The sequence below is a fragment of the Rhodoferax sp. GW821-FHT02C08 genome, assembly GCF_059421805.1.
Map to the genome: position 1 here is coordinate 131546 of NZ_JBWKVR010000001.1, position 22680 is coordinate 154225.

Consider the following 22680-nt stretch of genomic DNA (forward strand, 5'->3'; position numbering starts at 1 on the left):
ATTCAGGGCATGCCGTTGCGGCCGTGCAGGCGGTAGCCCGGGCGCAGGTTCAGCCGTTCGTAATAGGCCTGCACCGCTGGCAGCGCGGGCCGCTCAATTGGTGCCATGTACCAGCGCTGGGCCGCCAGGCCCAGCACGATGTCGGCTAGCGTGAAGTCCTCGCCGAGGATATAGGCGCCCGTGTTTTGCAGCTGGTTTTCCAGGATCTGCATATGGCGGCTCCAGCTGTGTACGCTGGCGGCACACAGGGCCGGGTCCTGGTGGTCCGGGCTGTGCCGCACCAGGCCCATGAAGGCGTAGCGCCAGGCGTTGTTCAATTCGGTAGCCTGCCAGTCCATCCATTGCTCTACCTTCGCGCGTGCTGCAGGCCCGGCTGGCAGCAGGTCCGTGCGACCTTGTTTGGTCGCCAGGTAGCGGCAGATGGCGTTGGATTCCCACAGCACAAAATCACCGTCGCGGATCACGGGCACCAGGGCGTTCGGGTTCAGTGCCCGGAATGCTGCAGTGTCAGTGGACTGGAAGCCCGTACCCCAGGGCTCCAGTGCATAGGGCAAGTCCATTTCCACGCACAGCCACAACACTTTGCGTACGTTGATGGATGTGGGTTTACCCAGGACCTGCAGCATGGGCTATGCCTTTTTAGCGCGGGGCATAGCCCATGACACGCCACTTGCCGTCGGTGTCCCGCACGGTGGCGACGATTTCTTCCACACCTTTTTTGTTGGCAAAGTCGGTATTGAAGATCGCGGTGACGTACTCACCGTCAGGCCGTCCCGGCATGGTGGTTTTGTAGACCACACGCGCCAGGGTGCGGTTCTCGAATGTGCCAAAGGGCGCGCGCACGCCTGGGATGCTGTCCATCCACTGGCCAATCTGCACCAGATTGCGGAAGGACTGGCTCGCCGCCTCGTAGGCGCCGCCCCAGTTTTGCTGGTCTAGCATCAACAGCCAGCCGGCGGCGGCCAGTTGGCCGTCGGCCTCCTTGGCGGCTTGTTCCTTGTCGGTGGTAGCGGACGGCGCAGCGGCCTGGGCCGATGCCAGAGGGGTGTACAACAGTGCGGATGCCGCCAGGCACAGGGCGGCCGGGGCCAGTTTCAACAGATGCATAGGATTCCGATGGCAAAAAATGCAGAACCGGCAGTGTAGGCGGACTATGCGACGCGGGTGTAAAGCAGTGTCGCAAAGTGATTCAGCCGCCCTGGGCGGCGCTGCGTATGCTCTGCAGCGTGCTGCTCGGCGTAATGGCCTCCGGGTCCAGCAGGCAGTGCAGTATGGCCGGCTTGCCGCTGGCCCGGGCGCGGGCCAGCGCCGGGGCGAACTTTTCGGTGCTGGTGATCTTTTCGCCATGGCCGCCAAACACCTGGGCATAGGCGCAGAAGTCGGGGTTTTTCAGCTGGGTGGCGCTGACGCGGCCTGGGTAGTGCCGCTCCTGGTGCATGCGGATGGTCCCAAACATGGCGTTGTCCAGCAGCACAACGATGATGGGCAGGCCGTATTGCACGGCGGTGGCGAACTCCTGGCCGTGCATCATGAAATCGCCGTCGCCGGCAAACACCACCACTTCGCGCTGCGGCCACAGGCGCTTGGCCCCCACGCCGGCTGGCAGGCCGTAGCCCATGGAGCCGCTGGTGGGCGCCAGCTGGCTCGCATAGGTGGTGAACGGCCAGAAGCGGTGCACCCAGGTGGCGAAGTTGCCTGCGCCGTTGCAGAAGATGGTGTCGGACGGCAGCACGGCGCGCAGGTGTTGCATCACCTCGCCCATTTGCAGCGGGCCGGGGATGCGGATGGGCGCGGGGTCGCTCCAGCGCAGGTAGTCCGCATGGGCGATTTCGGTTTCGGCCAGCCAGGCTGGTGGCGATGCGGGACGCAGCCCGCCGACAGCCTCGGCAAAGGCCTGCGGCGTGGCGTGGATGGATTGGGTGGCACGGTACAGCTTGCCCAGCTCATCGGCGTCGGCATGCACATGCACCAGGGCTTGCTGCGGCGTGGGAATGCCCAGCAGTTCATAGCCTTGGGATGGCACCTCGGACAGGCGTCCGCCGACCAGCAGCACCAGATCCGACTGGCGTATGCGCTCCAGCAGGCGCGGGTTTGCGCCCAGGCCCAGGTCGCCGCCGTAGCAGCGGTGGCCGTGGTCAAACAGCATCTGGCGGCGGAACGAACAGAACACCGGCAGCGAGAACGCTTCAGCGAAGGTTTTGAACTGCTGCACGGCCGCGTCCGACCAGCGGCTGCCACCGAGGATCACTACCGGCCGCTGTGCCATCGCCAGGCGCTGCTGCAGTTCGGCCAGTTGGCTGGGACCGGGGTAGGTTTCGGTCACCGCATAGGGCAGGGCATCGGCTACGCTGGCGGCCTCGGTCAGCATGTCTTCGGGCAGCGCGATCACCACCGGTCCGGGCCGGCCCGAGGTGGCGACGTGGAAGGCGCGCGACACCAGCTCGGGCAGGCGTTTGGGGTCGTCGATCTGCACCACCCATTTGGCCATGCTGCCGAACACCGCGCCGTAGTCCAGCTCCTGAAAAGCCTCGCGTCCCAGCGCCTCGCGCGCCACCTGGCCGACGAACAGCAGCAGCGGTGTCGAGTCCTGGTGGGCGATGTGCACACCGGCCGCTGCATTGGTGGCGCCCGGGCCGCGCGTCACAAAGCAGATGCCGGGCCGCCCGGTCAGCTTGCCCTGGGCTTCGGCCATCATGGCCGCGCCGCCTTCCTGGCGGCAGACGGATACCGCAATCGATGCGTCGTGCAGCGCATCCAGCACGGCCAGAAAGCTTTCGCCGGGCACGCAGAATAGCTGCTGTACGCCGTGGACCAGCAGTTGGTCAACAAGGATTTGGCCGCCGGTGCGGCTGTGGGGTGTGGTCATGGCAGTACAGGGCAAGAGGGTAGGTCGGGGGCGCAGCAGCGCTTAGATTACGTTCTTTTCCAGCAGCGGGCGCTGGTCGACGATGCGCTGGATGGAAATGGGTGACAGGTCCAGGCTCTGGTAGCTGCCAGTGAGCATCAGCTCGGCCAGGCCGCGGCCCACGGCCGGGCACTGCTGCAGGCCGTGGCCGGAAAAGCCGTTGGCGAACACCAGGTTGTCGCAGCGGGGGTGCAGGCCGACGATGGCGTTGTGGTCGAAGGTGTTCATCTCGTAGTAGCCGGCCCAGGCGCTTTGCAGGCGCAGCGCTTCGAAGCCCGGTATGCGTTCGGCCAGTGCGGGCCAGACATGGTCTTCAAATGCGTGGTAGTCGGGCTCCAGCGGCGCGAAGTCGGCGTCCTGGTCGGCGGGCGGCGCAAAGCCGGCGATGAAGCCCTTGCCTTCGGGGCGCAACCAGATGCCGCTGGTATCTATGAGCAGCGGGCAGTTGGGTAGTTGCGCGGGGCTGGAGAGGTTGAATACCGTGCGGCGCTTGCCCACCACGGGCAGCGCAATGCCCGCCCAGCCGGCAATGGCCGCTGCCCAGGGGCCGCCCGCATTCACGGCAAAGCGGCAGGGCAGCGTGCCGCCACTTTTCAGCCGCACGGCAGATACATGCTGCACGCCGTCGCTGCGGGCCATATCCAGCCCCACGGCTTCGTCGGCGATGTAGCGTACGCCCTGGCTTTGCGCCTTTTTGCGCAGCGCGGTGAGCAGCAGGTAGCCGTCGAACCAGCCCTCGCCCGACAGGCCCAGCGAGCCCAGCACCACGTCGTGCAGCGCCAGCCACGGAAAGTGCTCTTGCAATTGAGCCGGGCTGAGCAACGCGATGTCGGCGCCATGCTGCGTTTGCAGTGCGTGGTTTTCGCGCAGCGTGGCCTCGCCCGCGGCGGTGGCCAGGTACAGGTAGCCGCCTTCGTGCAGGCCGATGTCCGGCGTGTCGCCATGGCAGGCCAGCAGTGTGCCCACCTGGCGCAAAAAGTCGATGCCGTAGGCCGAGATGCGGATGTTGATGTCGGTGGAGAACTGCTGGCGTATGGAGCTGGCCGACAGCGCCGACGACGCTTGCGCATACGTCGGGTCGCGCTCCAACACCACCACCGGACAGCCCGGTTGCTGCAGTGTGAGGAAGTACGCAATGGCGCTGCCGATCACGCCGCCGCCGATGACCACGATGGGCATGGGAGCCATGCTGGTTGAACTGCGCGCTAAATGTCGAACTTCACGCCCTGGGCCAGTGGCAGTGCCGTCGAGTAGTTGATGGTGTTGGTGGCGCGGCGCATATAGGCCTTCCAGCTGTCCGAGCCCGATTCGCGGCCGCCGCCGGTTTCCTTCTCGCCGCCAAAGGCACCGCCAATTTCAGCACCACTCGGGCCGATGTTGACGTTGGCAATACCGCAGTCCGAGCCATTGCTGGCCATGAAGCGCTCGGCCTCGCGCATGTTCAGCGTGAAGATCGACGAGGACAGGCCCGCGCCCACGGCGTTGTGCCAGTCGATCGCCTGGTCCAGCGACTGGTAGCGCAGCACATACAGGATGGGTGCAAAGGTCTCGCGCAGCACCGGGCCGGCGTGCGCGTCCAGCTCCACCAGGGCCGGCCGCACATAAAAGGCCGCGTCACCGGCAATGCCGTCTACCCGCGTACCGCCGTGCACCGTGGCGCCCAGGGCGCGGCTTTCTGCCAGGGCTTTTTGCATGCCGTCATAGGCTGCGCAGTCGATCAGCGGACCGACCAGGGTGCCGGCCGTGCGCGGGTCGCCCACCTGCACCTTGGCGTAGACCTTGGCCAGCTGCGGCACCAGTGTGTCGTAGACGCTGTCGTGTACGAACAAGCGGCGCAGTGTGGTGCAGCGCTGGCCGGCCGTGCCCATGGCGGCAAAGGCAATGCCGCGCAGCGCCAGGTCGAGGTCGGCCGAGGGGGTGACGATGGCGGCGTTGTTGCCACCCAGCTCCAGGATCGCGCGCGCAAAGCGGCCTGCCAGGCGCGGCGCCACGGCCTTGCCCATGGCGGTGGAGCCGGTGGCCGACAGCACTTTGACATGCTCGTTGTCGACCAGCACTTCGCCGATGTCGCGCTGGCCGATCAGCAGCTCCAGCAGGCCTGCGGGCGCATCGCCGAAGCGGGCCAGCGCGCGTTGGGCAATCGCCGTGGTGGCCAGGGCGGTGAGCGGGGTTTTCTCCGAAGGCTTCCACACCACCGAGTCGCCGCAGACCAGGGCCAGCGCGGCGTTCCAGCACCACACGGCGACCGGGAAGTTGAAGGCCGAGATCACGCCCACCACGCCCATGGGATGCCAGGTTTCCATCATGCGGTGCTCGGCGCGCTCGGTGGCAATCGTCAGGCCATACAGCTGGCGCGACAGGCCGACGGCGAAGTCGCAGATGTCGATCATCTCCTGCACTTCGCCCGCGCCTTCGCTCGGCACCTTGCCGACTTCCAGCGTCACCAGCAGGCCCAGGTCGGCCTTGGCGGCGCGCAGCTCTTCGCCCAGCAGGCGCACCAGCTCGCCGCGGCGCGGCGCGGGCACGTTGCGCCAAGCCTGGTAGGCGGCGTGGGCGCGGGCGATGGCGGCTGTGGCGTCGGCGGCCGAGGTTTGTGGCAAGTTGGCAATCGTCTCGCCCGAGATCGGCGAGCGCACGGCCAGGGTGCCGCCGGTATAGGCGGCGCGCGGCACACCCAGGCGTTGCAGCAGCTGGTCGACTTCAGAAGGGAGGGGGGTAATGGCTTCGGACATGGTGCGATGGACGGGTATGGAAAAGTGGCCCCAATATCCTCCAATACCGCCCGCTTGCATAGCGACAAATTCGAAGGACTTGATGCGAAAATGGAATCAAGTGCTTGCAAAGATGCTAGCTGCTTGCGCAGGAGAAATCTGCGCTAGAGCCTGAAATTAATTGAAAGCAACAGCCGTGCTTCATTCCCCAGGGGCATAACCATGTTTCGCAAAACCTTTCTACCGCCGGTGGCGGATTTGCTGGCCTTCGAGGCTGCGGCCCGCCACACCAGCATCTCGCGCGCGGCCGAAGAGCTGCACCTGACGCAAAGCGCGGTGTCGCGCCAGATCCGCCAGCTGGAGCTGCAGCTGGGCATGGCCTTGTTCCACCGGGTGCGCCAGCGCGTGGTGCTCACCGACGCGGGCCGGGTCTACGCGGCCGACGTGCGCGCCGTGCTGCAGCAATTGGCTGGCGCCACGCAGAAGGCCATGGCCTATTCCGACGGCGGTGGCCTGCTGAACCTGGCTGTGCTGCCCACCTTCGGCACCCGCTGGCTGATCCCTCGGCTGGGCGACTTTGCGGCGCACCACCCGGACGTCACTGTCAACATCGCCGCCCGCAGCGAGCCCTTCGACTTTGCCCAGGAGCCGCTGGATGCCGCCATCCACTTCGGGGCGCCGCTGTGGGCCGGCGCGGTGTGCGAATACCTGATGCACGAGCAGGTCGTGCCCGTCTGCAGCCCCGCCTACCAGCGCCAGCACGGCGTGAACCAGGTGCAGGATTTGTCCACCGTGGTCTTGCTGCAGCAAACCACCCGCCCGACCCAATGGGCTGACTGGTTCGATCAGGTAGGCGCCGACGGCGTGCACGCCCTGCGCGGCCCGCGCTACGAGCAGTTCGCCATGATTGCGCAGGCGGCGGTGTCGGGCCTGGGGGCTGCGCTGCTGCCGCGTTTTCTGGTCGAGGCCGAAATCGCGTCCGGCGCGCTGGTTCAGCTGTTTCCGCAGGCGCTGGACAGCAGCGACGCCTACTACCTGGTCTACCCCGAGTCGCGGGCCGAGGCGCCGCTGGTACGGGCGTTTCGGGACTGGATTCGGGCGGCGGCGGGGGCTTGATGCCGCGATGGTGCCAGCAGTGTGGCTCTAATTTTTTCTTGCATTGTGGCGCTGGCGAAGGAGCCAGCTTGTGCGTACCCTTGGCGCTTCAATGAATGGAGTTGCCGAATGAACATCCGAATGGCCCAGCCTGCCGACCATGCGCAGTGGTTGCCCCTGTGGAAGGGTTACCAAGCCTTTTACAAGGTCGATATCGCCGAGGCGGTGACCGAGCGCACCTGGGCGCGCTTTCTGGACGCCAGCGAGCCTATGCACTGCGCCGTGGCCGAGATCAATGGCGAACTGGTGGGCATGGTGCACTATATCTTCCACCGTAGCTGCTGGACGGAGGGCGACTATGTCTACCTGCAGGACCTGTTCACCCAGCCCGGCTTGCGCGGCAAGGGTGTGGGCCGGGCGCTGATCGAGCACGTCTACGCCAGCGCCGAGCATGACCATGCATCCCGTGTCTGGTGGCTGACCCACGAGAGCAATCTGCAGGCCATGCAGCTGTACGACCGCATTGCAGACAAGAGCGGCTTTGTGCAGTACCGCAAGCTGCTGGGCTGAGTTGCCTCGCGGTGTCTGGTACGGCTACACCAGCCCGATGTCCTGGGTCTTCACGCCCGCAAACACCTGGTCCAATTGCTTGCTGTTCAAGCCAAACTGCCGTGCAAACAAGCCTGCCAGCACCGCACGGTATTCGTTGAGTACCGGATAGTCGCGGTTCTGGAACAGGGTGGCCTGCTCGACGCGTACCTGTTCGCCAGCGATCTGGCCGCCGGCGTTGGGGCCACTTCGTAGGCCGCCGCCCAAAACCCAGTAGACCGAGCCATGGCCGTGGTCGGTGCCACGGTTGCCGTTTTGCCGGAAGGTGCGGCCGAACTCGCTGGCCACCACCACCGTGGTGTTGCGCCAGGCCGGGCCCATCTCTTGGGCAAAGGCGGCCAGGCCGCGGCCCAACTCGTCCAGGCGCGAGGCCAGGTAGCCGGTGGCGCCGCCCTGGTTCACGTGGGTGTCCCAGCCGCCCACGTCCACAAAGCCGATGTTGTAGCGCTCTTTCATCAGCCGGGCGATGCGCTGGGCCTCCAGCTCGAAACCCTTGGCGCTGATGGCGCCGCGGCTGGCGGCCAGCATCTCGCCGCTGAGTTCACGCGTGACTTCGTCGCGTACTGCAAAGCCGTCGCTCACCGGGCTGGCGAGTCTGGTGCCCTGGTACATGGCGGCAATGATGGCCGTCTGGCGCGGGTCCACGGCGGGTTTGGCAACCGACTTGAGCCCCGTGTTGGGTACCTGCATCGAGCCCTGCATGGACAGCGGCAAGCTGTCGGTAAAGGCCATGGGCGCGGCACCGTTGACCACATTCGACAGCCGGTTCAGAAAGCCGGAGCGGAAGTTTTTCGGACCGTTCAGGGGCTGGCCGAGCTCAATGCTGTCCTGGGTCTCAAAGTGGCTGCGCGACACATCGTCGGTGCCGGCGAACGGAATGAAGCTGGCCTCGCCCTTCTGGAATAGCGGGTACACCGTGTCGCGCAGCGCCGGGTGCAGGCCCCAGTCCGCGTTCAACGCGATGGCGGTATTCAGGTCGGTGCCGGGGCGGGGGATGGCGATTTCGGGCCGGGAGGCGTAGTAGAAGTCGCTGCTGGTGGGCACCAACAGGTTGGCCGCGTCGTAGGCGCCGCGCAGGAATACGAACAGCAGGCGTGGCGTGGCCGTGTTGGGCGCGGCGGGCGCGGCAAACAGTTGGCCGGCATTCAGCGCAAAGGGCAGGGCAGTGGCAGTCTGGAGCAATTGGCGACGTTGCATTTTTCTCTCCTAACGGTGCATCAGCTCGGGGGAGGACAGCAGAAAGCTGTTCCATTCCTGGGGCGAGGTGGCTTCTGCCAATGCTTTTTGCGTGTTCGGCCCCAGGGTCTGGCCCAGCGCGCGGTAGTACAGGGCGTTGGCCATTTGTGGGAAGGCAGGTTTGTCCACCGGCTGCGGGCCGTCGGTCTTGAACAGGCCGGCGTTGCCCGAGCCTATGGCCTTGGCGATTTCAAAGCGTGTGGCCATCTGGCCGGGGCTGGCCCAGGCGGCGGTGTCCAGGGCGTAACCGTCGGGCGTCTGATGGCCGTACAGCGGCTCGCCCATGCGGTTTAGCCAGTTCAGCATGGGGCCTACGTTCAAGATGGGTTTGTTGTCATAGGCCAGGCGTACGGCAGACACCACGTAATGCATCGGGTCCTTGAATTTCTCGCCCGCGCCCTGGGCGAATTCGGGTGAGGTCAGCAGGGTCTGCAGGGTCACGGCAATGTCGCCGTCGCTACGCAAGAAGCTTTGCGCCATGCGTTCCACCAGGGCCGGTGGCGGCTCGTCGCTCAGCCAGTACTGGGCCAGCTTGCGGCTGATGAAGTGTGCGGTGGCCGGGTGTTTGGCCAGGCGGTCCAGGGCCTCGTCCAGCTCGGCCAGGCCGCGGCTGCGGATGGGTTGGCCCAGCAGGGTTTTGGGGCCGTAGTCGTGCCGGTTGGGGTTGAATTCGAACAGGCCCTTGCGCACATAGTCGCCCTGCAGCTCCTTGCGCAGCTTGGGGGCGTCGGGGTTGAAGCTATAGCCCACGCCGGTGAGGATGCGCGCCATTTCTTGCACGTCTTGCTGGCTGTAGCCCGAGCCTACGCCCAGGGTGTGCAGCTCCATCAGCTCGCGGGCGTAGTTTTCGTTGATGCGGCCGGCGGCGTTCTGTTCGTTGTCCAGGTAGCGCAGCATGGCCGGGTGGTGGGCCACGGCGCCCAGCAGGTCACGAAACTTGCCTAAAGCGTAAGGGCGCAGGGCGGTGTCTTCGTAGTCGCCCACCATGGCGCGCAGATTGGCCTTGTACAGGTGCACATTGAAGTGGTTCAGCCAGAACCAGGTCATTTGTTCCTGCACCTGGTTGCTGGAGTACAGGGCGCGCAGCAGGTGCCGGGTGGCGGCCTCGCGGCCCAGGCGGTTCATCTCCTGCTGGTAGGCCTGTTGGGCGGCCTTTTTGTCGTCGTCATTGGCGAAGGTGGCGTTGACCTCCTTCTGCTGCTTTTCCATGTCGGTGGCCAGCTGTACCAGCGGCTGCTGGCTGATGGTCATGGCCGCTATTTGCTGCTGGACGACCGGGGGCAGGCTGGCGGGGCCGGGATGCAGTTGCTGGTTGATATAGGCCTGTAGTCCCTTGGATTCGGCCTGCTCCAGCGTGGCCGTCGTGGCACCCCAGGTCAGGCGGTTGGTCAGCTTGTAGGCGTCTACCGGGGCGGGGCGAGATGTGCTGGCTGTATTGGCGGAGGGTTTGGCTGGATCATGGGTGGCGCAAGCACCCAGCAGCAGGCTGGCCAGCAGCGCGGGGGTAATACATCGGAACGGTGGGATACCCATCATGCGTCTCCTGTGTTGTGTAGCACACAGCATGTGCAACGAGCCCCGGGCAGCTGGCGATGACCGGCTTTACATTAGTTTGCCCCTGTCACCCAGTTTTAACCTTGGGCCACGGGCCGGGACGGGTCGCTGCACCAGTCGCTCCAGCTGCCGGCGTACAGGCCGGTCGTGCCCAGGCCGGCGATTTCCATGGCGATCAGATTCGGGTTGGCGCTGACGCCGCTGCCACAGTGGTGGACCACGCTGGCGGGGTCGCGGTTCCCCAACAGGGCTTCAAATTCGGCACGCAGCTGGCTGGCGGGCTTGAACTTGCCGTCCGGCCCCAGGTTCAGGCTGAACGGGCGGTTCAGCGCGCCGGGGATGTGGCCAGCCACCGGGTCCAGTGGCTCGACCTCGCCCTTGAAGCGCGGCGTGGCGCGGGCATCGATGATGGTCTGGCCCGGGCGGCCCAGGTTGCTCACTACAGTTTCTGTAGCTACCAGCGTAGATAGACTCTGCGTTGGAGCGAAGTTTGTCGTGAATTTATGAGGCTCTTCCGCGTCGGTGACGGCGCCGCCAGCGGCCTGCCAGGCTTGCAGCCCGCCGTCCAGCACGGCCACGGCAGCGTGTCCCATCCACTTCAGCATCCACCACAGGCGGCCGCAGTAGTTCATGCCGTTGCGGTCGTACACCACAGCCTGCATGTCGTTGCTGAAACCCACGCTGGACAGCCAGGTGGCAAAGGCTTCCTGGGTGGGCAGCGGATGCCGGCCGCCCGATTCCGCCGGGCCAGTCTTGGCGCTGAGGGCGTGGTCCAGATGCGCATACACCGCGCCGGGGATGTGGGCCGCGCGGTACTGCTGTTGGCCTGCGTCGGGCTGGGCTAAATCAAATGTGCAGTCGAACACCATATAGGGCTGGCCGCTGGCTTGCAGGGCCTGGAGCTCTGCTACGGAGATAAGGGTGCTGTACATCGGTGCTTACCTTTCAGTGTTCTTCGGCGGGGGCATTCGGCGCGGCCTGGCCACGCAGCACAGTGGCGGCGATGCCACTGGCCATGATCAGGCCCATGCCCAGCCAGCCCAGGGATGAGATTTTGTCGCCAAACAAGAGCAGGCTGTAGACCGCACCAAACACAATGCCTGAATACTGCAGGCTGGCCACCGTCAGCATGGCGCCCTGGGTCTTGGCGGAGGCGTAGGCCCGCGTCATGAACAGCTGGCCGAGCGCGGCGAACACGCCTATGGGCAGTAGCCACAAGGCCGTAGGCCAGTGCCACGTGGATGCGCCGGTCAGCAGCATGCCCAGGCTACCCGCCACGGCCGAGCCCACAGCGAAATAAAACACGGTACGTGCTTCGGGCTCGCCCATGCGCGACAGCGCCATCACCTGCATATAGGCGAATGCGGCCGCCATGCCCGACAGCAGACCAATCAGCCCGGCGAACATTTCGTTCTGGTCCAGGCTGGGGCGCAGCACCATCACCACGCCAATGAAGCCGGCCATCACGGTCAGTACCAGCGGGCCTTGCTGCAGGGCCGATTGGCTTTGGCCCGGGCGCCAGGTCAGCAGCGCGCCGCCGATCAGGAAGGCGGCGATCCAGATGCTGCTCATGTAGTTCAGCGTCATGGCCGTGGCCAGGGGCAGGTGGGCGATGGCGTAGAACCAGGCCCCCAGCGAGGCCACGCCAATCGTGCTGCGCCAGGCGTGCATGCCGGGGTAGCGGGTTTTCAGGCTGACGCCCTGGGCGCGCGCCAGGGTGGCCAGGAAGGCCATGCCGATCAGGCCACGGTAGAACACCAGTTCCGCCGGATTGAAGTGCGCCGAGGCGAACTTGACGCAAACCCCCATGCTGGCAAATACAAAAGCCGCCAGCACCATCCATAAAGCCTGCATCGCTCCGCTTTCTATATCTATGAAAAATAGGCCGCTAGCGCAAATAGATCCTGCGCTAGCAGCTACTTATTTAATAGCATTTCGGTACCACTCATGGAAGTGCTGCATGCCGTCTTCCATCGGGCTTTGGTAGGGTCCGACCTCGTTGTCACCGCGCTGCAGCAAGGCCTTGCGCCCGGCATCCATGCGCAGGGCGATTTCGTCGTCCTCCACGCAGGTTTCCATATAGGCGGCCTGCTGGGCCTCGACGAAGTCGCGCTCGAAGGCGGCGATTTCCTCGGGGTAGTAGAACTCCACCATGTTCAGCGTCTTGTTCGGGCTGATGGGGTGCAGCGTGGACACGGTGAGCACGTGCGGATACCACTCGACCATCACGTTCGGGTAGTAGGTCAGCCAGATGGCGCCGTGCTTGGGGGCCGCGCCCTGGTTGTAGTCTTTCAGGGCGTCCTGCCAGCGCTGGTAGGCAGGGCTGCCGGCGGCGCCCAGGCGTTGCGCCAGGCCCACGGTCTGCACCGAATACTGGTCCTTGAACTCCCACTGCAGGTCGTCGCAGGTGACGAAGCCGCCCAGTCCGGGGTGGAAGGGGCCGACGTGGTAGTCCTCCAGATAGACCTCGATGAAGGTCTTCCAGTTGTAGTCGCACTCATGCAGCTCTACGTGGTCGAGTACATGGCCGGTGAAGTCCAGGTCGGCCAGCGGCCCCATGCCCGCCAGGTCGGCTTGGACATTTCTGCTGCCTTCGAACAGCAGGCCATTCCACTCCTGTAGCGGGTACTGCTTCAGGTTCAGGCAGGGGTCTTGCGCAAAATGCGGCGCGCCCAGCAGCGTGCCTGTGGGGCTGCCATGCACGCCTCCACCACCACCGCTGTAGGTCCAGCGGTGCAGCGGGCAGACGATGTTGCCGCCGGCGCTGCCCTGCTGGGTGGTATTCAGCGAACCCCGGCCCTTGAGCATCACCGCCTGGCGGTGCCGGCATACATTGGAGACCAGTTCCACGCCGTTCGGCGTACGCACCAGCGCGCGGCCTTCGCCCTCCTGGGGCAGGGCGTAGTAGTCGCCCACCTCGGGCACGGCCAGGTTGTGGCCGACGTAGCGTGGCCCTCGCTGGAAGATGGTTTCGATCTCGCGCTGAAACAGCGCTTCGTCAAAATAGCTTGAAACTGGTAGTTGGCTTGAGGCCTGCTGCAGTTGAAGACTTAAATCAGACATGGTTGTCCTGACCTAGAGACTCCCCCTATGAAGGGGCAGGTTAGGCGCTAATCCAGGGATTTTGCGCGGGAAGAAGCTCCGGCGGTGCAGCAAAAGCACGGTCACCGGTGGCGAAAAGAGGGCCGATTGTACCCGCCAGGGTGTTTTCGGCTGGCAGCTCTGCCGCAGCCGCCTGTGCCAGCCCGTAAAATCACTCCTCTTTGCCGATTCCATTCTTTGCCCCACCCATGCCCAAGGCCGCCGCCAAAACCGTACCCGACGCCCCGCAAGAGGCCTTGCCTGCCAGCTACGAGGCCGCCCAGCAGGAGCTGGAGCAATTGGTCAGCCGCCTTGAATCGGGCCAATTGCCCCTGGAACAGCTACTGTCCGGCTACCAGCGCGGTGCCCAGCTGCTGCAGTTCTGCCGTGACCGGCTGGACGCGGTAGAACAGCAGATCAAGGTGCTTGACCAGGGTGTGCTGAAGCCATGGACGCAAGAATGAATACCACCGCATTTGATTTATCCCGCTGGAGCAGCCAGCAACTGGCCCGTGTAGAACAGGCCCTGAGCGACTGGGTGGCCGCTGGCGGCGTGGTGGACGATGAACACCCCGCCCCCGCCGCACTACGCGAGGGCATGCGCTATGCCGTGCTGGACGGAGGCAAGCGCCTGCGGCCCCTGTTGGTGCTGGCCGCCCGCGAAGCCGTGGCCACCGGCGAGGCCGCCACCGCCACGGCCGGCCTGGACGACGCTGCCATGCGTGCCGCCTGCGCGGCCGAGCTGATCCACGCCTATTCGCTGGTGCACGACGACATGCCCTGCATGGACAACGACATCCTGCGCCGCGGCAAGCCCACGGTGCATGTGCAGTTTGGCGAGGCCCAGGCCCTGCTGGCTGGCGACGCGCTGCAGGCCCTGGCGTTTGAATTGCTCACGCCCGAAGGCAGCGAAGCCCCGGCCAGCGTGCAGGCCACACTGTGCCGCCTGCTGGCCCAGGCCGCGGGTTACCAGGGCATGGCCGGCGGCCAGGCCATCGATCTGGCGAGCATCGGCCTGGCGCTGAGCGAAGACCAACTGCGCTGCATGCACCGCCTGAAGACCGGCGCCTTGTTGCAGGGCAGCGTGATGATGGGCGCGGCCTGCAAGCAGGGTGCGCTGCCCGCCACCGCCCATGCGGCGCTGCGCGACTATGGTGCCGCGCTGGGCCTGGCTTTCCAGGTGGTGGACGATATCCTGGACGTCACCTCCGACGCCGCCACCCTGGGCAAAACCGTGGGCAAGGACGCTGCCCAGGACAAACCCACCTATGTGTCCCTGCTGGGCCTGGAGCGCTCCACCGTCTACGCCCAGGAGCTGCTGGCCCAGGCCCTGGCCGCGCTGGACGCCAGCGACCTGCCCAACACCCAGGCGCTGCGTGCCCTGGCCGATATGGTGGTGAACCGGTCCAGCTGATATGGCACACCCCCAGTCTTCGCGCACTATGTGTCGTTACGCCAACCCCCTTGCAGGGGGCAACACCGCCAGCCCGGCAGAGCCGGTTCTGGGGTGTTCTGGCGAGGTCCGTTGTTTACGCCTCCACAAGAATTGAAACTATGCCTACCGCGAAATCATCGACCTTTCCGCTGCTGGAAACCATTAACGACCCGGCGGATCTGCGCTTGTTGCCCCGCACCGAGCTGAAGCCGCTGGCCGATGAGCTGCGCGCGTTCGTGATCGACAGCGTGTCCAAAACCGGCGGCCACCTCAGCTCGAACCTGGGCACGGTGGAGTTGACGGTGGCGTTGCACTATGTCTTCAACACACCGGAAGACCGGCTGGTGTGGGACGTGGGCCACCAGACCTATCCGCACAAGATACTCACCGGCCGGCGTGAGCGCATGGCCTCGCTGCGCCAGCTGGGCGGCTTGTCGGGCTTCCCGACCCGCTCCGAGAGCCTATTCGACGCATTTGGCACGGCGCATTCCAGCACCTCCATCTCTGCCGCGCTGGGCATGGCCCTGGCGGCCAAGCAAAAGGGTGAGAACCGCCGCAGTGTGGCCATCATCGGCGACGGCGCCATGAGCGCCGGCATGGCCTTCGAGGCGCTGAACAATGCCGGCGTCAGCGATTGCAATCTGCTGGTCATCCTGAACGACAACGACATGAGCATCAGTCCGCCCGTGGGCGCGCTGAACCGTTACCTGGCCCAGCTGATGAGCGGGCAGTTCTACGCCGCCGCCAAGAGCGTGGGCAAGCAGGTGCTCAAGGGTGCGCCGCCGCTGTTCGAGCTGGCCAAGCGCTTCGAGCAGCATGCCAAGGGCATGGTGGTGCCGGCCACCCTGTTCGAGCAATTTGGCTTCAACTACATCGGCCCCATCGACGGGCACGACCTGGACTCGCTGATCCCCACGCTGGAAAACATCAAGCACCTGACCGGCCCGCAGTTCCTGCACGTGGTCACCAAGAAAGGCCAGGGCTACAAGCTGGCCGAGGCCGACCCCGTGGCCTACCACGGCCCCGGCAAGTTCGACCCGGCCGTGGGCCTGCAAAAAGCCAGCGGCGCCAGCAAGCCCACCTTTACCCAGGTGTTTGGCCGCTGGCTGTGCGACACCGCGGCGCAGGACAGCCGACTGGTCGGCATCACCCCGGCGATGCGCGAAGGCTCGGGTTTGGTGGAGTTTGAGAAGCTGTTTCCAGACCGCTACTTCGACGTGGGCATTGCCGAACAGCACGCAGTGACCTTCGCCGCCGGCCTGGCCTGCGAAGGCTTGAAGCCGGTGGTGGCGATCTATTCCACCTTCCTGCAGCGCGCCTACGACCAATTGATCCACGACGTGGCTTTGCAGAACCTGCCGGTGGTGTTCGCACTCGACCGCGCCGGCCTGGTCGGTGCCGACGGCGCCACCCATGCGGGGGCTTACGACATCCCCTTCCTGCGCTGCATCCCGAACATGGGCGTGGCCTGCCCGGCCGATGAGAACGAATGCCGGCGCCTGCTGAGCAGCGCGTTTGCGCAAGACAACCCGGTGGCCGTGCGCTACCCGCGTGGCGCCGGTGCTGGTGCGGCCATGGAAGCCGGTCTGCAGCCGCTGCCCTATGGCAAGGGCGAGGTGCGCCGCCAGAGCAAACAGACTTCGGGCATCGCTATCCTGGCCTTCGGCACCCTGCTGTACCCGGCGCTGGCCGTGGCCGAGAAGCTGGACGCCACCGTAGTGAATATGCGCTGGGCCAAACCGCTGGACGTGGAACTGCTGCTGCAGATCGCCGCCAGCCACGCGGCCTTGGTGACCGTGGAAGACGGTGCCGTCATGGGCGGTGCCGGCAGCGCGGTGCTGGAAGCGTTGCAGGCCGCGGGCGTGACCGTGCCAGTGCTCCAGCTGGGCCTGTCCGATGAATTCATTGAACACGGCGACCCGGTCAAGCTCATGTCCCTACAGGGCCTGGATGCCGCCGGCATCGAGGCCTCTATAGAAAAACGCTTTCCAGCGCAGGTAAGTACTGCGAAGTCTGCTCTTAAATTGGTAGCGTAATTGCTATTGAGCGGCGCCACCAGGCGGTGGGCCGCTGGGCTTGGTGAAACCCTTGGCCGTCATGCAGGCATCCATGGCCGTACGGTCCGGGTGGCCTCCCGCGTCTTTGGCGACGCTGGTAGAGCAGGCCTGTATGGCTGCATCCAGGGCAGCGTTCTTTCCCCCATTCCCATTGGGTGGTGCGTTTTGGGCGCTGCAGCTCGCGGCGTAGGCCAGGCCCAGGGCGGCGGCCCAGGCCAGATGTGTGCTGGTTTTCTTCACGGTTCAATTCCCTCAAGCGATGTGCTGCGACCACTGTAGGCTGGCTTTGTCAGCTGCATATGTACTGAGTGTCGGGCTTGGGTAAACCGCTGCTGTGCTGGCTAGGCGCCATGTGGAAATTTAAACGTTTCGGGCCTTTGGCGCAGGTATTCTCTGCGCTAGTAGCTACTTATTTGATAGCAACGCTTAGCGCTGCATGCCCCAACGGCGCACGGTGAAGCGCTCCAGCGTCTGGAACACCAGGCTTTCCACCAGCAGGCCGATCACGATGACCATCACCAGGCCGGCGAATACGCGGTCGGTGAACAGCTCGTTGCGGTTCTGGAAGATGTACCAACCCAGGCCGCCCTTGCCCGAGGATGCGCCGAACACCAGCTCGGCCGCGATCAAGGTGCGCCAGGCAAACGCCCAACTGATCTTCAGCCCGGCCAGGATGGACGGCAGGGCGGCCGGCACCAGGATCTGCAGCACATAGCGCAAGCCCTTCAGGCCGTAGTTGCGCCCGGCCATGCGCAGGGTTTCGGGCACGGCCTGGAAGCCAGCGTAGGTGTTCAAGGCCAGCGGCCAGAGCACCGAATGGATCAGCACGAACACCAGGCTGCCTTGGCCCAGGCCGAACCACAGCAGGGCCAGCGGCAGCAGTGCGATGGCCGGCAGCGGGTTCAGCATGGCCGTCAGCGTCGCCAGCAAGTCACGGCCGAGTTGGGTCGATACTGCCAGCGTGGTCAGCACAAAGGCGGCGATGACGCCGCCGATATAGCCTTGCAGCAGCAGGCTCAACGAGATGCGGGTCTTGGTGACCAGTTCACCGCTGGCCAGGCCGTCGACCAGCGCGTGGGCGGTCTGTAGCGCGGTGGGCAGCAGCAGGTCGTTGTTCTGGATGCGGGCCACGATTTCCCAGACGATCAGCAGCGCCAGCAGGATCAGGCCGCGGCGCAGCCAGGCCTGCTCCCAGACGCGGGCCGTCCAGGGCAGCAGGCGCTCCACATGGGTGTCGGGCAGGGCCTCGAGCACGCGTTCGTATTCGGCCCGGATGGGTGGGTTCAAAACGCTCATGCAATCTTTCGCGGTAGTTCGTTGGCAGGGGTCGGGCTGCCGTCGGATTCTTCATTGAACAGCAGGCGGTGGATGCGCTGCGCCGCGGCCTGGAACTCGGCGCCGCCCTGGCTGTGCATGCCGAAGTCGTGGCTGTTGATTTCGGCGCGGACCCGGCCTGGGTGGGGCGACAGCAGGCCGATGCGATTCCCGACGACCAGCGCTTCCTCGATCGAGTGGGTGACGAAGACTAGGGTGAAGCGCACTTCGTCCCACAGCGCCAGCAGCTCTTCCTGCATCTTGCGGCGCGTCAGCGCGTCCAGCGCGGCAAAGGGCTCGTCCATCAGCAAGACCTTGGGCTGCATGGCCAGCGCACGGGCAATCGCCACGCGCTGCTTCATGCCGCCCGACAAGGTGTTTGGATAGGCCTTGGCGAAGGCCGAGAGACCGACCTTGTCCAGGTAGTGCAGCGCGCGCTCATGCGCTTCCTGCTTGCCCAGCGTGCGCGATGCCAGCAGCGGAAACGCCACGTTGTCGAGCACGGTTTTCCACGGCGGCAATTGGTCGAATTCCTGGAACACGACGATGCGGTCCGGCCCGGGCTGGGTTACCTTGCGGCCGGCGATGCGGATCTCGCCTTCCACCGGTGCGATGAAGCCGGCCATGGCTTTCAGCAAGGTTGATTTGCCGCAGCCGGAGGCGCCCAGCAGCACGAAGCGGTCGGCCTCGTACACGTTCAGGCTGACCTGGTGGGTGGCGCGCACCACCCGGGCCGGCGTGCGGTATTCGAGGCTGACGCCGTCGACTTCCAGCAGCGGCGTATCGGCAGAGGGTTTCAAGGCGGTCACGGTGGCCATTTCAGCTTCCTGGCTGGGCGTAGGCTTCTTCGAAGAAATAGTCCTTCCACGAAGCGGCGCGGTTCTTCAGCACGCCCAGTTTGTTCAGCTCGTCGGCGTACACATAGGTGCGGAATGGCGAGATGGTGAAGTCGTTTTCCGGGTCTTCCACGATCTTGCGCACAAAGTCCAGCGGCAGCTTGGACTTCTGCACGCGGATGAAGGTCTCGGCCGCCTTGGGCTTATTGGCCTTGATCCACTGCGAGGCCTCGACCAGCGCGGCGTAGAAAGCCTTGTAGGTCTTGGGGTTCTCGTCGTGGAATTTCTGCGTGGTGTACAGCACGTTGAAGGTGGCCGGGCCGCCCAGGATGTCATACGAGCTGATGACCTTGTGCACGGCTTTGTTTTCCAGCGCCTGGTAGTAGAACGGCGCGCTGGAGAAATGCGTGTTGATCTCCGAGCCGCCGGCCATCAGCGCGGCGGTGGCATCGGGGTGGGCCAGGCTCACCGAGATATTGTCGAAGCGTTTGAAGTCGTCCTTGCCGTAGAGCTTGGCGGTCTCGATCTGCAGGGTACGCGACTGGAAGCCGGTGCCGGCAGCGGGCACGGCGATGCGGTCCTTGTCGCTCAGGTCCTTCAGCGTTTTGACCTTGGGGTTGTTGCTGATCAGGTAGTTGGGCAGCGAGCCGAGTGCGGCCACGGCCTTCACGTTCTGCCGGCCCTTGGTGCGGTCCCACAGTGTGAGCATCGGCGGTACGCCGGCCGAAACCACGTCCAGCGCGTTGGCGAGCAGGGCTTCGTTCATGGCGGTGGCGCCGGATATTTGCGTCCAGTCCACGTCAATATTCAGGCCCTGGGCCTTGCCGTGTTTTTCGATCAGCTTCTGGTCCTGCACCACGTCGAGTACCAGGTAGCCGATACCGAATTGCTGGGCGATGCTGATGCGGCCTTCGGCCTGGGCCAGCAGGGTAGCTGTGGCCAGTGCCAGGCCGGCTACGAGGCGGGTGAGAGTGAATGGCATGGTGTTCTTAGAAAGGCTCATTGCCTTCGATGGTGGTGCGGAATAGCTTGCGGCGCAGGTGGTCCGGCGTGCCGGCGGCCAAGTGGGTGACGGAGCGGTTGTCCCAGAACACCATATCGTGCGGCTGCCAGGCGTGGCGGTACACCAGCTCGGCGCGGGAGGTATGGGCGAACAGTTCGTCCAGCAGCGCGCGGCTTTCGTCTTCGGGAATGCCGACGATGCGGGTGGTGAAATGCTCGCTGACGAACAGTGCCTTGCGGCCGTTCTCCGGGTGGGTGCGCACGACGGGATGCACAGCAGGCAGCACCTCGTCGAGCTGGGCTTGCGTGAGCTTGGGGCGCCAGGGATTGCGGGCGCGCAGCTCTTCGTATTTGGCCAGGTAAGAATGCTCGGCACGCAGGCCAGCCACGGCGTTTTGCAGCGCGGCGGGCAGGGTGTCCCAGGCAGTGTGCTGGTTGGCGAACAAGGTGTCGCCGCCTTCGCTGGGCAGCTCCTGCGCGTGCAGCAACGAGCCCAGGCTGGGCTTTTCTTTGTACGACAGGTCGGAATGCCAGTAGGCACCCGCGTCGCCCAGGCCTATGGGCTGGCCGTTTTCCTTGATGTTGGAGACGATCAGGATTTCCGGGTGGTTTTGCAGCTGAAAGCCCTTCAGCACATGGATTTGCAGCGGGCCGAAGCGGGCGCTGAAGTCCACCTGCTGTTGCGGCCTGATGCGCTGGTCGCGGAACACCAGCACGTGGTGCGTGAGGTGGGCGAGGTGGATGCGCTTGAAGTTCTCGGCCGTCAGGGACTGGTTCAGATCCAGGCCGAGCACCTCGGCGCCCAGTGGGGCGTCAAAGGGGCGTATTTCTAGTTTTTGCGCTGTAGTGGTGAGGGACGGGGTGCGTTCCAGGGTCGCGGTCATCGTATGCCTTGTCAGATGGGCACCAGGGGTGCCGAATGTGTGGGCGAATGTAGGACGGCTGCGCCGGAAAGAGAACGATTGATTCTGCGTTTGCTAACTACCAAAACATATGAGGCTCGGCTGAAGGGGGCGGTGCCGGCATTGCACTTCATAAGAGAAAAAGGCTGCTGGCGCAGGTTTTATCTGTGTAAAGTGCTATTAAATATGTAGCATGCTTGGTTGATCTGCGCAGGGGAAAACCCGTGCCAAATCGGCTGTCGCGCTTCCCTACAATCTGCGCAGACTACCGTCTACCCCCTGCGTCTGCGGGGCTGCACTTATTCATCGGAGGGAGATTTTTCATGGATCGTCGTTCTCTTATCAAACATTCCGGTATTGCGGGTGTACTGGCTGCTGGCATGGCGCCTGCGGCACACGCTCAGGCTGCCGTGCGTTGGCGTCTGGCCTCCAGCTTTCCCAAGCCGCTGGATACGATTTACGGCGGGGCTGAGGTGTTCGCCAATGCGGTGAAAGCCATGTCGGGTGGCAAGTTTGAAATCTCGGTGCATGCCGGTGGCGAGTTGATGCCTCCGTTCGGCGTGGTGGACGGCGTGCAGCAGGGCTCGGTGGAGATGTGCCACACCGTGCCGTACTACTTTTACGGCAAGAACCCGGCCTTTGCCATCGGTGCCGCCATTCCTTTCGGCATGAATGCGCGCCAGATGAACGCCTGGATGATGCACGGCAACGGCCGCAAGCTGATGAACGAGTTCTACGCCAACTACGGCATGGTCAGCTATGCCGGCGGCAACACCGGTACCCAGATGGGCGGCTGGTTCCGCAAGGAAGTGAAGACCGTGGCCGACCTGAAGGGCCTGAAGATGCGCCTGGGCGGCGGCCTGGTCGGCGAGGTGATGGCCAAGATGGGCGTGGTGCCCCAAAGCCTGCCCGGTGGCGAGATCTACCAGGCGCTGGAAAAAGGCACGATCGACGCGGCGGAGTGGGTGGGCCCCTACGACGACCAGAAGCTGGGCTTCGCCAAAGTGGCGCCCAACTACTACTACCCCGGTTGGTGGGAGGGCGGCCCCGAGGTGGACTTCTTCATCAACAAGAAGGCCTTGGACGCGCTGTCGCCCGAGAACAAGGCCATCGTGGAAGCTGCCACCACCGTTGCCGCAGTCGACATGCTGGCCAAGTACGACGCACGTAACCCGGAAGCGCTAAAGCAGTTGCTGGGCTCCAAGATCAAGCTGCTGCCGTTCTCCAAGGACATTCTGGACGCGTCCTTCAAGGCGGCCCAGGCCGTGTACGAAGAAAACGATGCCAAGAGCCCTGAGTGGAAGAAGATTTTTGCCGACTTCCGCGCCTTCCAGCGCAACCAGGTGGCCTGGTTCCGCGTAGCCGAAGGCCGCTTTGACAGCTATATGCAAAGCATCAAGCTGTAATCGCGGTAGCGACTGCAGCAACAAAAAACCGCGCTGAGGCGCGGTTTTTTCCTAGGGGCTAGATCAGGGCTTGCGGAATTCGCGCAGCTCGCGCACCAGGCGTTCGAACTCGTGGATCAGTACCGGCGTGGCGCCGTAGAACACGTCGAACTTGCCCATCAGCGTGCGCACATACAGGCGTGGGGCGATCAGCCAGTCCAGGCCGGGTACGCGTATCAGCTTGCCATAAGCCAGGTCGTCAAAGGCCAGCTGCTTGTTCCAGATCCAGCTCTGGTGCAGGCCCTCGCTGCTGATGCAGGTGCGGCTGCGTAGGATGCTCCACCAGGTCCAGGCCATCAGCACCAGCCCGGCAATGAACCACACCACGCCGGTGGTGCGCCCGGTGCCCAGCGCCCCGCTGGTAAACAGCTGCGCCAGCCAGACGGCGCAGCCGCCAACTATGGCCGTGGCCAGCAGCTTGAACAGCGGCGAAAACGCTGCGTCTTCCACAGCGCTGCCGCTGCCCGGTGCAAAACGGAAAGGAGTGGGGCCCATAAA

General features: G+C 64.8%; 22 protein-coding genes. 6 read left to right on the forward strand and 16 right to left on the reverse strand.

All coding sequences use genetic code 11. The features are described 5' to 3' along the window. Positions 1-2: 2 nt before the first annotated feature. The 5 genes from AC07VY_RS00665 to amaB form a co-directional block, all read right to left on the reverse strand. Entirely contained in the window at positions 3-626 is a 624-nt protein-coding gene (locus tag AC07VY_RS00665; RefSeq protein WP_495095974.1) for a glutathione S-transferase family protein, read from the reverse strand. A gap of 13 nt (positions 627-639) precedes the next feature. After that, the gene (locus tag AC07VY_RS00670; protein WP_495095973.1) at positions 640-1107 is read right to left on the reverse strand and encodes a DUF4019 domain-containing protein; all 468 of its coding nucleotides are present in this window, start codon (positions 1105-1107) and stop codon (positions 640-642) included. A gap of 82 nt (positions 1108-1189) precedes the next feature. Continuing rightward, the gene (locus AC07VY_RS00675) at positions 1190-2866 is read right to left on the reverse strand and encodes a thiamine pyrophosphate-binding protein (RefSeq protein ID WP_495095972.1); all 1677 of its coding nucleotides are present in this window, start codon (positions 2864-2866) and stop codon (positions 1190-1192) included. A 42-nt stretch (positions 2867-2908) separates the two neighbouring features. Continuing rightward, positions 2909-4084, reverse strand: a complete 1176-nt coding sequence (locus AC07VY_RS00680) for an NAD(P)/FAD-dependent oxidoreductase (protein WP_495095971.1) — start codon at positions 4082-4084, stop codon at positions 2909-2911. Positions 4085-4110: 26 nt separating this feature from the next. Next, complete coding sequence (amaB, locus tag AC07VY_RS00685) at positions 4111-5637, reverse strand: L-piperidine-6-carboxylate dehydrogenase (protein WP_495095970.1); 1527 nt, start codon at positions 5635-5637, stop codon at positions 4111-4113. Positions 5638-5838: 201 nt separating this feature from the next. Between amaB and AC07VY_RS00690 the strand changes: the two genes are divergently transcribed. Then, positions 5839-6732 carry a LysR family transcriptional regulator gene (locus tag AC07VY_RS00690; RefSeq protein ID WP_495095969.1) on the forward strand — a complete coding sequence of 298 codons (894 nt, stop codon included), beginning with the start codon at positions 5839-5841 and terminating at the stop codon, positions 6730-6732. Between the two features lie 108 nt (positions 6733-6840). Further along, on the forward strand, positions 6841-7281 hold the full coding sequence (locus AC07VY_RS00695) for a GNAT family N-acetyltransferase (protein ID WP_495095968.1): 441 nt from the start codon (positions 6841-6843) through the stop codon (positions 7279-7281). A gap of 24 nt (positions 7282-7305) precedes the next feature. On the opposite strand, the gene AC07VY_RS00700 is transcribed toward AC07VY_RS00695, so the two are convergent. The 5 genes from AC07VY_RS00700 to AC07VY_RS00720 form a co-directional block, all read right to left on the reverse strand. Then, a complete protein-coding gene (locus AC07VY_RS00700; RefSeq protein ID WP_495095967.1) occupies positions 7306-8517 on the reverse strand; it encodes a DUF1501 domain-containing protein in 1212 nt (403 codons plus the stop codon). Positions 8518-8526: 9 nt separating this feature from the next. Then, positions 8527-10089 carry a DUF1800 domain-containing protein gene (locus AC07VY_RS00705; RefSeq protein ID WP_495095966.1) on the reverse strand — a complete coding sequence of 521 codons (1563 nt, stop codon included), beginning with the start codon at positions 10087-10089 and terminating at the stop codon, positions 8527-8529. Positions 10090-10187: 98 nt separating this feature from the next. Continuing rightward, positions 10188-11042, reverse strand: coding sequence for a sulfurtransferase (locus AC07VY_RS00710; protein WP_495095965.1), 855 nt, complete (start codon positions 11040-11042; stop codon positions 10188-10190). Between the two features lie 13 nt (positions 11043-11055). Further along, positions 11056-11964 (reverse strand): DMT family transporter, encoded by a 909-nt coding sequence (locus tag AC07VY_RS00715; protein WP_495077232.1) that lies wholly within the window; start codon positions 11962-11964, stop codon positions 11056-11058. Between the two features lie 66 nt (positions 11965-12030). Then, a complete protein-coding gene (locus AC07VY_RS00720) occupies positions 12031-13173 on the reverse strand; it encodes an aromatic ring-hydroxylating oxygenase subunit alpha (protein WP_495095964.1) in 1143 nt (380 codons plus the stop codon). A 227-nt stretch (positions 13174-13400) separates the two neighbouring features. Between AC07VY_RS00720 and AC07VY_RS00725 the strand changes: the two genes are divergently transcribed. From AC07VY_RS00725 to dxs, 3 genes are all read left to right on the forward strand, one after another. Then, the gene (locus tag AC07VY_RS00725; protein WP_495077234.1) at positions 13401-13655 is read left to right on the forward strand and encodes an exodeoxyribonuclease VII small subunit; all 255 of its coding nucleotides are present in this window, start codon (positions 13401-13403) and stop codon (positions 13653-13655) included. Beyond that, entirely contained in the window at positions 13652-14605 is a 954-nt protein-coding gene (locus tag AC07VY_RS00730) for a polyprenyl synthetase family protein (RefSeq protein ID WP_495095963.1), read from the forward strand. The genes AC07VY_RS00725 and AC07VY_RS00730 overlap by 4 nt, the downstream gene beginning before the upstream one ends. Positions 14606-14745: 140 nt before the next feature. Next, on the forward strand, positions 14746-16662 hold the full coding sequence (gene dxs / locus AC07VY_RS00735) for a 1-deoxy-D-xylulose-5-phosphate synthase (protein ID WP_495095962.1): 1917 nt from the start codon (positions 14746-14748) through the stop codon (positions 16660-16662). Between the two features lie 3 nt (positions 16663-16665). Here the strand turns inward: dxs and AC07VY_RS00740 are convergent, their stop codons facing one another. From AC07VY_RS00740 to AC07VY_RS00760, 5 genes are all read right to left on the reverse strand, one after another. Next, positions 16666-16923, reverse strand: a complete 258-nt coding sequence (locus AC07VY_RS00740; RefSeq protein WP_495095961.1) for a hypothetical protein — start codon at positions 16921-16923, stop codon at positions 16666-16668. Positions 16924-17109: 186 nt separating this feature from the next. Beyond that, positions 17110-17979, reverse strand: a complete 870-nt coding sequence (locus tag AC07VY_RS00745) for an ABC transporter permease (protein ID WP_495095960.1) — start codon at positions 17977-17979, stop codon at positions 17110-17112. Further along, a complete protein-coding gene (locus tag AC07VY_RS00750) occupies positions 17976-18815 on the reverse strand; it encodes an ABC transporter ATP-binding protein (RefSeq protein ID WP_495095959.1) in 840 nt (279 codons plus the stop codon). Before AC07VY_RS00750 ends, AC07VY_RS00745 begins: the two co-directional genes overlap by 4 nt. Before the next feature lies 1 nt (position 18816). After that, the gene (locus tag AC07VY_RS00755) at positions 18817-19815 is read right to left on the reverse strand and encodes an ABC transporter substrate-binding protein (protein ID WP_495095958.1); all 999 of its coding nucleotides are present in this window, start codon (positions 19813-19815) and stop codon (positions 18817-18819) included. A 7-nt stretch (positions 19816-19822) separates the two neighbouring features. Then, the gene (locus AC07VY_RS00760; protein WP_495095957.1) at positions 19823-20719 is read right to left on the reverse strand and encodes a TauD/TfdA dioxygenase family protein; all 897 of its coding nucleotides are present in this window, start codon (positions 20717-20719) and stop codon (positions 19823-19825) included. Between the two features lie 341 nt (positions 20720-21060). On the opposite strand from AC07VY_RS00760, the gene AC07VY_RS00765 reads away from it, so the two are divergent. Beyond that, positions 21061-22143 carry a TRAP transporter substrate-binding protein gene (locus tag AC07VY_RS00765; RefSeq protein ID WP_490592627.1) on the forward strand — a complete coding sequence of 361 codons (1083 nt, stop codon included), beginning with the start codon at positions 21061-21063 and terminating at the stop codon, positions 22141-22143. 63 nt (positions 22144-22206) lie between these two features. On the opposite strand, the gene AC07VY_RS00770 is transcribed toward AC07VY_RS00765, so the two are convergent. Beyond that, positions 22207-22677: a hypothetical protein gene (locus AC07VY_RS00770; RefSeq protein ID WP_495095956.1), complete on the reverse strand. Its 471-nt coding sequence runs from the start codon at positions 22675-22677 to the stop codon at positions 22207-22209. Between the last annotated feature and the right edge of the window lie 3 nt (positions 22678-22680).